General features: G+C 60.5%; 12 protein-coding genes. 1 reads left to right on the top strand and 11 read right to left on the bottom strand.

Features of this window, described 5'->3' with window-relative positions; all coding sequences use genetic code 11:
* Window positions 1-784: flagellin/flagellar hook associated protein (locus PMI03_RS17640; RefSeq protein ID WP_007695785.1), on the bottom strand; the 784-nt coding region annotated here is incomplete at its 3' end.
* A 333-nt stretch (window positions 785-1,117) separates the two neighbouring features.
* Between PMI03_RS17640 and PMI03_RS17635 the strand changes: the two genes are divergently transcribed.
* A complete protein-coding gene (locus PMI03_RS17635) occupies window positions 1,118-3,061 on the top strand; it encodes a glycosyl transferase (protein ID WP_007695783.1) in 1,944 nt (647 codons plus the stop codon).
* A 68-nt stretch (window positions 3,062-3,129) separates the two neighbouring features.
* Here the strand turns inward: PMI03_RS17635 and PMI03_RS17630 are convergent, their stop codons facing one another.
* The 10 genes from PMI03_RS17630 to flgC all read right to left on the bottom strand — a co-directional run bounded on the left by PMI03_RS17630 (window position 3,130) and on the right by flgC (window position 9,552).
* Window positions 3,130-3,519 carry a hypothetical protein gene (locus tag PMI03_RS17630; RefSeq protein WP_007695781.1) on the bottom strand — a complete coding sequence of 130 codons (390 nt, stop codon included), beginning with the start codon at window positions 3,517-3,519 and terminating at the stop codon, window positions 3,130-3,132.
* A 201-nt stretch (window positions 3,520-3,720) separates the two neighbouring features.
* Window positions 3,721-4,479 (bottom strand): flagellar type III secretion system pore protein FliP, encoded by a 759-nt coding sequence (gene fliP / locus PMI03_RS17625; protein WP_012650941.1) that lies wholly within the window; start codon window positions 4,477-4,479, stop codon window positions 3,721-3,723.
* On the bottom strand, window positions 4,476-4,970 hold the full coding sequence (locus tag PMI03_RS17620; RefSeq protein ID WP_007695769.1) for a flagellar basal body-associated FliL family protein: 495 nt from the start codon (window positions 4,968-4,970) through the stop codon (window positions 4,476-4,478). The genes fliP and PMI03_RS17620 overlap by 4 nt, the downstream gene beginning before the upstream one ends.
* A 45-nt stretch (window positions 4,971-5,015) precedes the next feature.
* Window positions 5,016-5,732 (bottom strand): flagellar basal body L-ring protein FlgH, encoded by a 717-nt coding sequence (gene flgH / locus PMI03_RS17615; RefSeq protein ID WP_007695767.1) that lies wholly within the window; start codon window positions 5,730-5,732, stop codon window positions 5,016-5,018.
* Window positions 5,729-6,268, bottom strand: coding sequence for a MotE family protein (locus PMI03_RS17610; protein WP_007695766.1), 540 nt, complete (start codon window positions 6,266-6,268; stop codon window positions 5,729-5,731). The genes flgH and PMI03_RS17610 overlap by 4 nt, the downstream gene beginning before the upstream one ends.
* Window positions 6,265-7,383, bottom strand: coding sequence for a flagellar basal body P-ring protein FlgI (locus PMI03_RS17605; protein ID WP_007695764.1), 1,119 nt, complete (start codon window positions 7,381-7,383; stop codon window positions 6,265-6,267). The genes PMI03_RS17610 and PMI03_RS17605 overlap by 4 nt, the downstream gene beginning before the upstream one ends.
* Window positions 7,380-7,865 carry a flagellar basal body P-ring formation chaperone FlgA gene (gene flgA / locus PMI03_RS17600; protein ID WP_007695762.1) on the bottom strand — a complete coding sequence of 162 codons (486 nt, stop codon included), beginning with the start codon at window positions 7,863-7,865 and terminating at the stop codon, window positions 7,380-7,382. The genes PMI03_RS17605 and flgA overlap by 4 nt, the downstream gene beginning before the upstream one ends.
* Before the next feature lie 33 nt (window positions 7,866-7,898).
* Window positions 7,899-8,687 (bottom strand): flagellar basal-body rod protein FlgG, encoded by a 789-nt coding sequence (gene flgG / locus PMI03_RS17595; RefSeq protein WP_007695760.1) that lies wholly within the window; start codon window positions 8,685-8,687, stop codon window positions 7,899-7,901.
* Between the two features lie 98 nt (window positions 8,688-8,785).
* Window positions 8,786-9,136 (bottom strand): flagellar hook-basal body complex protein FliE, encoded by a 351-nt coding sequence (locus tag PMI03_RS17590; protein WP_007695750.1) that lies wholly within the window; start codon window positions 9,134-9,136, stop codon window positions 8,786-8,788.
* Entirely contained in the window at window positions 9,136-9,552 is a 417-nt protein-coding gene (gene flgC, locus PMI03_RS17585; protein ID WP_007695748.1) for a flagellar basal body rod protein FlgC, read from the bottom strand. Before flgC ends, PMI03_RS17590 begins: the two co-directional genes overlap by 1 nt.
* Between the last annotated feature and the right edge of the window lie 11 nt (window positions 9,553-9,563).

Below are 9,563 nucleotides of genomic sequence, written 5' to 3'. Positions count from 1 at the left end.
CGACCAGCTTGCCAACGCCCGACTGGATCGAGTCGGAAAGCGAGGAAGCAAAGCTCGTCTGCAGGTCGATACGGCTGGAGATCGAACCAAGCTTCGAACCCATGCTGGTCAACGAGTTCAGAGCGGTCTGAACCATGTCGAGAGCGCTGGAGATCTGGCCCGTGGTCATGCTGGAGATATCCAGGCTGAAGACCGAGTAGGAGCCGGACACAGTACCGAGAATGCCCGAAGCCGTGTCGATCGTGCCGGAGTTCGAGCCGAACAGAACGTTGCCGGTTGCGCCGGTGTCGAACGCGTAGGACGTGGTGCTGACCGAAACGGTGCCGTTGGTGCCGCGGATGAACGAGGAAACGACCGAAGCGGAGTCGCCGCTGGCAGCCATGACCCAGTTCTCGCCGTTGAACGAAGCGGACTGAGCGACGCTCTGGAGCTGTGCCTGAAGCTGGCCGATTTCTTCCTGAACCGCGTCCTTGTCGACCGAACCTTCCATGGCGGTGACAAGCTTGTCCTTGATCTGGCCGACGACGTCGATGGCGCTGGTGACAGCGGTCGATGCGGTGTCGACCTTGGCAGCGCCGAGGCCGAGGGCGTCGGACACGGCACCGAGAGCACTGTCGTCAGACTTCATCGAAGTCGAAATCGACCAATAGGCGGCGTTGTCGGAAGCCTTGGAGATGCGCAGGCCGGACGAAACGGCGTTCTGCGTGTCCTGCAGGTTGCTGCTGATGCCCTTCAACGTCTGGAGGGCGGCCATAGCGGAATTGTTGGTGATAATGCTGGTCATAAGTGTGTCCCCGAAAACTGAATACAAAAAGGAGGACATACCGGACTTCAAATACCGGCGATGACGGAGTGGCTTCATGCTCCTCGGCCCCATTTCCTAGGGGGCCAAACCCGTCATGTCACGAGTAAGCTCGCATCCATTACTTGCGAATTCCTTAAATCCGGGGGACGCGGCAACGGATGTCCTCAACGTAGCTAACAGTGCGTAAACGAGCGGTTCAACCGCCGCTTCGGTTTCAGGCAAGCTACGCGCGCGATGATCCGGCGAATCCATGATGACGGTCCCCGGCCTCCAGCCGGTGCCTGTTCAACATTTCGCTCGGAGTTCTCGCTCGTGACTATGAAAAACGCCTTTGTGACAGCCTCCAATCTCTACCAAAAGGGGCAGTATACGCGCGCGCTCGAAACGTTGAACGAGCTGCTCAACAGCGATACTTCACCGAAGACCTACGCGCTGCTGGCAAAGACGCTGCTCAAGCTCGGCTTCAAATCGGACGCCGCGAAAGCTTATGAACTGGCGGGCCGGCAAAAGCCCCATCGTGAGGACTATCTGCGCGAAGCCCTGCTGCTTCATGCCGATTGCGGCAACGAGGACCAGGCGCTGTCGATCGGCAGCCTCATCCTGCCGCTGGCCTTCAAGGATCCGGAGCTCGCCTATGCCCTCGTCCGCATTTTCCTGGGCCGCCAGCAAAAGGAACTGCTGACCGGTTTCAAGACCGTGCTGGTCGACGGACCCGAGCTCAGGCACCGGCTGCTGGCCGCGAAACTGCTGACCGACAACCTTTACGACGAAAGTAACCGGCACATCGTCGCGACGCTGTTCAAGAACCATCCCGATAACATCGTCTTCCGCACGCTTTACCTGATCTTCGCGCGCGAAGTGTCCGACCTCGCAATGGTCGACAAACACATGGCGCCCATCAAGGCCTCGTTGGCCGCGGGCAATCTCGATCACGTCACGCCGGACAACCCCTTCTTCCACCTGCATTGGTGCGGTGACGAAGCGATCAACAAATTCGCCATCCACGACACGCTACCGCTGCCCGCCGGGCATGCCGAGGCCCGCCGCAAGGCGCCGCATGCGTGGACAGACAAAATCCGCATCGGCTATCTTTCCTCGGACTTCTGGCCAGGCCACGCAACCATGAAGCTCTTGCAGCGCATATTGGAGCTGCACGACCGGAACAGGTTCGAGATCACCCTCTTCGACCATTCGTCGTTGACGTCGCAGCGAGAGGAAGAGTTCGATTATTCGAGATGGGGGGCGATGGTCGATATCCGCAGCCTCACCGATCAGGCGGCCGCCGAAGTCATTCGCGCCCGCGACATCGATATTCTCGTCGACCTCAAGGGACACACCAAAGACAGCCGCGCGCGCATCCTCAACCACATGGCCGCGCCGATCCAGACGTCATGGCTCGGTTTTCCCGGTTCCACCGTCAATATCGATCTCGACTACATCATCGGCGATCCCTACGTGCTGCCGGAACAATCCAAGCCGCATTTTCACGAGAAGTTCTGCCGGCTGCCCGAAAGCTATCAGGCAAACGACCCGATCTACCGTCCGAAGCCGCGACCGACGACCCGCGCTCAGCACGGGCTGCCGGAAGACGCCTTCGTCTTCGCCTCGTTCAACGGCAACCGCAAGATCACCTCGCAGATGGTCGACGTCTGGTGCAATATCCTGAAGCGCACCAAGAACAGCGTGCTCTGGCTGCTGTGCAACGGCCCGCGCGCCGAGGCCAATCTCTGGGCCCGCCTGGAGGCGCGCGGCGTCAACCGCAAGCGCGTCGTCTTCACCACCCGTATTCGCTATGAAGATCACATCGACCGCCAGCAGCTCGCCGATCTCGGTCTCGACACCTTCCCGGTCAACGGCCATACGACGACCTCAGAGCAGCTCTGGGGCGGCCTGCCGGTATTGACGATGAAGGGCACGAACTTCGCCTCGCGCGTCAGCGAAAGCCTGCTCAACGCCATCGGCGTGCCGGAACTGGTCGCCGCCGATGTCCAGGCTTATGAGAACATGGCCGTGGAATTTGCCGGAGAGCCGGAGCGCGTCGCCAGGCTCAAGGACGTGCTGGCCGCCAACCGCTACATCAAGCCGCTCTTCGACGCCGAACGCTTCACCAGCCACCTGGAGACGGCATATGCGATGATGGTCGAGCGCGCGAAGCAAGGTCTCGCTCCTGATCACATGGATGTGCCGGCGCTGCCCATACGCACCGAGCCGTTCCTGGCCGAAGATGGGAATGCGGCGGCGATCGCCGCAGAATAGGACGGCAATACCGACAGGCGCGGCAGGGCGGTCAACCTCGGCCGTCGCCGTCACTATTCCGATGCTGGCTAAGTAAACTCCGGGGGAAAGATATGAGTCTTCACAAGCCAGGCGGCAAGATAAACGGCGCCGGTCGCTACGACGAGCACGCCTGCAATAAAGCCGAAAAATAAAAGGCTGGCACGCTTCCACGGCCTGCTTTGGTAGAGATAGATGGCCTGACCCAGTGGAGCGAACAGGACAGTCGTCAGCTTGGCGATGGGGGTGCGGCTACACCCACGCTCGTTAGCATCCGCAATTTGCCACCACGAAACCAACAGAATGTTGCCGACCATCTGGACCAGATCGTTGGCCGTCATCCACCGTGGTGGGCTGTAAGGCCAGATCGCAGCATCAAGAAGCAAGCCAAAGGCGATGAACGCCAGCAATCCCACATAGATCCAGTCGCGCGTCTTCATGCTCATATCTCGCAACGATAGATGTCATGAGATCGATACACGCGATCCGTCGCGCTTGCCAAGCATCTATTCCGGGTCAAGGAGACTGGGCATGTCGTCTCTTTTGCACCATAGCCAATTTGCGTCTGCCGAAGTCAATCCGGGCTGCAGTGTCGGCTATGAACGCAAGCCTGGCGATCCAGGTAAAGTTCCGTCCGCAGATTAGTGGAAAGAACGTACGAGACTGCCGACCAATAGGTTCCAGCCATCGATCAGCACGAAGAACAGGATCTTGAAGGGCAACGAGATCGATGTCGGCGGCAGCATCATCATGCCCATCGCCATGACGATGGTCGAGACGATCAGGTCGATGACCAGGAACGGCAGCACGACCAGAAAGCCGATTTCAAAGCCGCGGCGGATCTCCGAGATCATGAAGGCCGGGATCAGGACGCGATAGTCGATCTTGTTGTCGATCACCACCGTCTGCCCGCGCTCCTGTGCCAGGTCGACGAAGAGCTTGATGTCCTTGTCACGCGTGTTGTTTGCCATGAAGGTGCGGAAAGGCTCGGCGATACGCATAACCGCATCCGCCTCAGAGATCTGATTGGCCAGCAGCGGCTGCGCCCCATCTTTCCAGGCCTGATCGAAGGTCGGCGACATGACATAGAAGGTCATGAACAGCGCCAGGCTGAGCAGGATCATGTTCGACGGGGTGGTTGCAAGGCCCATGCCCGAGCGCAGGATCGAAAACGCGATGATGAAGCGCGGAAAGCTCGTCACCATAATGAGGATGCCGGGCGCGATCGACAGGATGGTCAACAGCCCGAAGGTGCGGATAATCCAGGCCGCGACCGATCCGTTCACCGGGGTGTTCAGGAGATCCGTCGGAATCTGTTGCGACAATTGCTGCGCCATCGCCAGTTCAGGCGACAATATAGCAAATACTAATGTAGATAAAATAAGTAATAATCGAATCATTCGATCACGAAAGTCCTGAACATGACTTTCGATACGCGTCCTTCGGAGCGCAGGTCAACACGTTCCTGAAGGTCATCCCGAAGATATTGCAGCCCGCGAGGACCTTCGATCTGTTGCAGCGAGACGGTGCGGACATAGGCGAGCACATCTTCATGGATCGCCTGGGCAAGCTGCGCGTCCGGCTGGCCCTTGAACACCAGCGCGATTTCCAGCCTGATCCAGTTTTGCGAGGGATAGCCGAGATTGGTGATGATCGGATCGAGCTGGACGATATTGCTCGATTCCAGCGGGGCTATCGCCTGCTTTTCGTCGCCGGTCGTCTGTGTGGCGGCCTGCACGGCAGCCGTCGCCGCCTTGATCTTCGGCGCGACTATGGTGCCGAGAAACCAACCGCCGCCGCCGCCGAGAACCGTCAGGGCGAGCAGTCCGACGATGGTCATGACCAGCGGCGATCCCTTGCTGTTTGCCGATGCGTCTGCGGCTTCTGCCATGTCTGTTACCCGCCCGTTCCAAAAATGTCGTATACTGTCTGACCGTCAGAGCGGCGACAGCAGATCGACCGCCTGCTGTCCGACCGGCGGCTGCTGAATTTCCGTCAGGCGGCCACGGCCGCCATAGGAGATGCGCGCCTCGGCGATCTTGTCGTAGGAAATCGTGTTGTCCGCGGTGACGTCCTGCGGCCGCACGATACCGGCGACATTGAGAATGCGGATTTCCTGGTTCATGCGGACTTCCTGCGAGCCGCTGATCATCAGGTTGCCGTTCTCGAGAATGCCGGTCACGACGGCAGCCACCAGCAGGTTGATCTGCTCGGAGCGTTGCATCTTGCCCTTGCTGTCGGTGCTGGTATCGGAGCCCGAGGTTGCGTCGGCGTTGGTGGCGGGCTTCCAGCCGAAAATCTTGGCCGAAATATCCCAGTTCATGTCGCTCTTGTTCGTGCGATTGCGATTGGTCTCGTTGTCCCAATTCGCCTTGTCATTGATCTGGATCGTGACGGTCAGAATGTCACCGACGTTCAGCGCGCGCGCGTCCTTGAAAAGGGCGGCCTGCGAATCGTTCCAGAGCGAATAGCCCTGCGCGACCTGATGCGGCCGCTTCGGATATTGCGACATCTGCGGCGTCTGCGCATATTGCAGGCCGCTGCCGATGGGGCTCATCGCGGGTGCCCGGCCGAGTTCCTTGAGAGCCTGCGGCGATTGGCAGCCGGCGAGGACGGCGACGATCGCGCAGGTGGCCGTAAGACGCATGTTCATGAAGGGTCCTTCGACTTCGATGTATTCGGATCAGACGCGCTGGCCATGATGTTAGTGACGGCTGCCGCCTTCTGCACATCCATCTCCGCCAAAACGAGACTCGCCTGGCGCGGCGAGAGTTTCATGATGATCGCCGCCGCTATGGTGACCTTGACGCCGTCAAGGCTCGCCGCCGCCGCATCGGGCTTCATGTTCTTATAGACGTCGACCAGACCGGTATCGGCGCTCTTCAGGAAGTCGTCGCGGCGCTTCAGCCAGTCTTCATATTCCGCCTTGCGCTGATCCATGGTGGCGATACGCTGGTTGACGTCTGCCTGCAGCTTTTCAAGCTCCTGCTTTTGCAGAAGGTAGCGCTGGTCACGGGCCGGATCGGCAATATTAGTGCAAAACTGTCTGATCTCGTCCTGGCTGGATGCCGGATCGACGATCGGTTTCGGCGCTTCCTGCGCCGCCGCGGCGCAGACGGACAACAGCAGGGCGGCCATGGCCGCAGAGCAGGAGTTCAACATCTTTCTGGCGATAGCGATCAAGATCATTGCAGCACGAGCTCCGCTTGCAGGGCGCCGGCCGATTTGATGCCTTGCAGGATGGCGATAATGCCGTCCGGCTTGACGCCGATATTGTTCAGGCCGGAAACGAGGGTCTTCAGGTCAGGCCCCTGGAGCATCGCGACGCCGCCGCCGCTCTTGGTCGCCGTGATATCCGTCTGGTCCTGGATGGCCGTCTGGCCGTCGGAGAAGGGTTCCGGCTGGATGACCTGCGGATTTTCGCTGACCTGAACCGTCAGGGTGCCGTAGCTGACGGCGACCGGCGAGACGCGGACATCAGCGCCGATGACGATCGTTCCGGTGCGCTCGTTGATGACGACCTTGGCCGGCGTGTCGGTCTGGACGGCGAGATTTTCGATATCTGCCATCAGCCGCGTCAGGTCCGCCATCTTCGGCTTGCTGATCGCAACCTCCTGCGAATCCTTCGCCTCGGCGATCGGTGCACCGAAGCGTGAGGTCGCCCAGGCGTTGACCGTGTCGGTAATGCGAACCGAGGTGGAAAAGTCCGGATTGCGCAATTGCAGGACGAGATTGACGGAATCCTTGAAGCGCGACGGCAGTTCGCGTTCGATGATGGCGCCGCCCGGCACGCGGCCGGCGGTGGTGGTGCCTTCAGTGACGCTGGCGGCCGCCCCTTGCGCCTGGAAACCCGAAACGATGACAGAGCCCTGCGCCACGGCATAGATTTGCCCGTCGGCGCCGCTGAGCGAGGTCATGATCAGCGTGCCGCCACGAAGCGAGGTCGCGTCGCCAAGCGAACTGACCGTGACGTCGATGCGGCTGCCGGGACTGGCGAAGGGCGGCAGGTTGGCCGTGACCATCACTGCGGCGGTATTCTTGGCGGCGGACTGGCCGCCCTGCGTCGAAATGCCGAGATTCTGCAGCATCGCGCGCATGGACTGCTCGGTGAAGGGCGAAGACCGCAAGCCATCGCCGGACCCCTGCAGACCGACGATCAGGCCGTAGCCGATCAACTGGTTGTCGCGGCCGGCCTGCAGCGAGGCGATATCCTTGATGCGCGATTGCATCGCAAGCGCTGGATCAGAGACGATCAGGCTGGGCAATGCCATCAGAACCGCAAGAAAAAGACGAAGGCTTCTCATTTCGAGACCACGCGGATCGTGCCGTTTTCGAGGACAGTGCCGTTGACGATGATGCCGGAATCCAGATTACGGGCGCGCACGCTGTCGCCGACCGCGCCGTCGTCCAGGGGCGTCCCGGCCGCAGTGATCGTCATGCTGCCCATGCTCATCACCAATCGGGCGTTCGAACCGCGCGTCACCGCAAAGGGCTGGCGAAGCGCGGAAATCGAGATTGTGCGGCCAGGCAGAAGTGTGCGCTTCGATACCCTGCCCGTCACGTCCCGGATCGTCCGGGCGTAGTCGCCGCTCAGGTTCGGATTGGTGACATCGACCTCTTCGAGCTGGCCGCTGCCGATGATATCGCCGGGATAGATCACCTCGGTCGGCACCACGGCGGTGCCCATGCTGGTTCCGTCGACACCCGTTGCGCCGGCGGAGAAAGCCGGCGCAAACATGACGGATAGGCCCGCTGCGGCGAACCAGGCCATTGCTAAGCTTTTCATCCGGCGAAACCTCATGTTCGGCCCGTCCCTCTATTACTTCAGGTTTTTGCTGACGATCTGCGCCATGTCGTCGGCGGTGGTGATGACCTTGGAATTCATCTCGTAGGCACGCTGCGCCGTGATCAGGTCGGTGATTTCCTTGACCGGGTCGACGTTCGACGATTCCAGATAACCCTGCTTCATATAGGCGAAGCCGTTTTCGTTCGGGTCGGAGACGACGGGATCGCCGGACGCCGGCGTCTGGGTAAAGAGGTTGCTGCCCATCGGCTGCAGACCAGCCTCGTTGACGAAGTTGGCAATCTGCAACTGACCGAGAACCGTCGGCGTGGTCGCCGTGCCGATCGTCGCCGAGACCTGGCCGGACTGGTTGATGACGACGTTGCTGGCATTGCTCGGGATGGTGATCCCCGGCTGCAGCACGTTGCCATCGGGCGTGACCATCTGACCGGTATCGCTCTTGTTGAAGGAGCCGGCGCGGGTATAGGCCGTCGTACCATCAGGCATCTGGATCTGGAACCAGCCACGTCCGACAAGCGCGACGTCGAGATCGTTCGACGTCTGCGACAGCTCGCCTTGAATCTGGATGTTGCGCACGGCCGTCGTCTGCACGCCGAGGCCGATATTGGCGCCTTCCGGCACCACCGCCTGGTTCGGCCTGTTGGCGATGCCCTTGGCGCGCTCGGTCTGGTACAGAAGGTCCGAGAACTCGGCGCGGGAACGCTTGTAGCCCGTCGTGTTGATGTTCGCGATGTTGTTCGCGATCACTTCGAGATTGGTCTGCTGGGCGTCCATGCCCGTCGCGGCAATAGCGAGCGCTCTCATGTTTTCGTCCTTCGGTCTGGAGCGCGATCCCGGAAGCCGCCAAGCGGCTTTGGAACAGGAACACGCCAAGTCACATAGTTTGAGCGGAGCAATCCGCCCTAGATCTGCATTTTCGTAATATCGAGGAAGGCGGAGACCATCTTGTCGCGCAGCGCGATCGCCGTCTGCAGCGTCTGATCCGCCTGCATGACCTTGTCGACCACTTCGCGGGTGCTCATCGTGCCCTTGATGCCGGCAAAGGAGGCATTTTCAGCTTCCTTCAGCGTGCTGACCGTATTCTTCGCCACATCGGACATGACGGAGGCGAAGCTGCCGACAGCAGAGCTTCCGATTGCCGTTTCCGGCGTCGATGCGATCGCGTTGGATGCGGCGGAGCTCAGATCCGTCGCGATGCTGCCGAGGCCACGGGTTGCCGAGAGGGAGGAGACATTCTTGATAGCGTCAATCATTATGAATTCTTCAGCAGATCGATGGTGGAGGAGATGAGGTCGCGTGCCTGCCGGACCGTCTGCAGATTGGCCTCGTAGGAACGATTGGCCTCGCGCATGTCGGCCATTTCGACAAGGATGTTGACGTTGGGCATCTTGACGTAGCCCTTCTGGTCCGCCGCCGGATTGTCCGGGTCGTATTGCTCGACGAACTTGCCGGTGTCCTCGCCCATCTTCTTCACTCCGACCGTCGTCACGCCGTTGGCCCGATCGAGTTCGGCGCCGAAGGTCACCGTCTTGCGGCGATAAGGATCGGCACCGGGCGTATCGCCCGTCGAACGGGCGTTGGCGATATTTTCGGAGACGACGCGCAGGCGGGTCGACTGAGCTTCCAGGCCGGAGCCCGCAATCTTCAATGCGGCAGATAAGGGATCCATGACATCTTCAC

The sequence above is a fragment of the Rhizobium sp. AP16 genome (assembly GCF_000281735.1).
GTDB lineage: Bacteria > Pseudomonadota > Alphaproteobacteria > Rhizobiales > Rhizobiaceae > Rhizobium > Rhizobium rhizogenes.
The sequence above is the reverse complement of the archived record's forward strand: the minus strand, read 5'-3'. Positions and strand labels throughout refer to the sequence as shown.

What these genes read in the sequence shown, in the direction of transcription:
- PMI03_RS17630 (WP_007695781.1), bottom strand. Translation starts at nt 3,519, where the DNA reads ATGAAGACGCGCGACTGGATCTATGTGGGATTGCTGGCGTTCATCGCC.
- fliP (WP_012650941.1), bottom strand. Translation starts at nt 4,479, where the DNA reads ATGATTCGATTATTACTTATTTTATCTACATTAGTATTTGCTATATTG.
- PMI03_RS17620 (WP_007695769.1), bottom strand. Translation starts at nt 4,970, where the DNA reads ATGGCAGAAGCCGCAGACGCATCGGCAAACAGCAAGGGATCGCCGCTG.
- flgH (WP_007695767.1), bottom strand. Translation starts at nt 5,732, where the DNA reads ATGAACATGCGTCTTACGGCCACCTGCGCGATCGTCGCCGTCCTCGCC.
- PMI03_RS17610 (WP_007695766.1), bottom strand. Translation starts at nt 6,268, where the DNA reads ATGATCTTGATCGCTATCGCCAGAAAGATGTTGAACTCCTGCTCTGCG.
- PMI03_RS17605 (WP_007695764.1), bottom strand. Translation starts at nt 7,383, where the DNA reads ATGAGAAGCCTTCGTCTTTTTCTTGCGGTTCTGATGGCATTGCCCAGC.
- flgA (WP_007695762.1), bottom strand. Translation starts at nt 7,865, where the DNA reads ATGAAAAGCTTAGCAATGGCCTGGTTCGCCGCAGCGGGCCTATCCGTC.
- flgG (WP_007695760.1), bottom strand. Translation starts at nt 8,687, where the DNA reads ATGAGAGCGCTCGCTATTGCCGCGACGGGCATGGACGCCCAGCAGACC.
- PMI03_RS17590 (WP_007695750.1), bottom strand. Translation starts at nt 9,136, where the DNA reads ATGATTGACGCTATCAAGAATGTCTCCTCCCTCTCGGCAACCCGTGGC.
- flgC (WP_007695748.1), bottom strand. Translation starts at nt 9,552, where the DNA reads ATGGATCCCTTATCTGCCGCATTGAAGATTGCGGGCTCCGGCCTGGAA.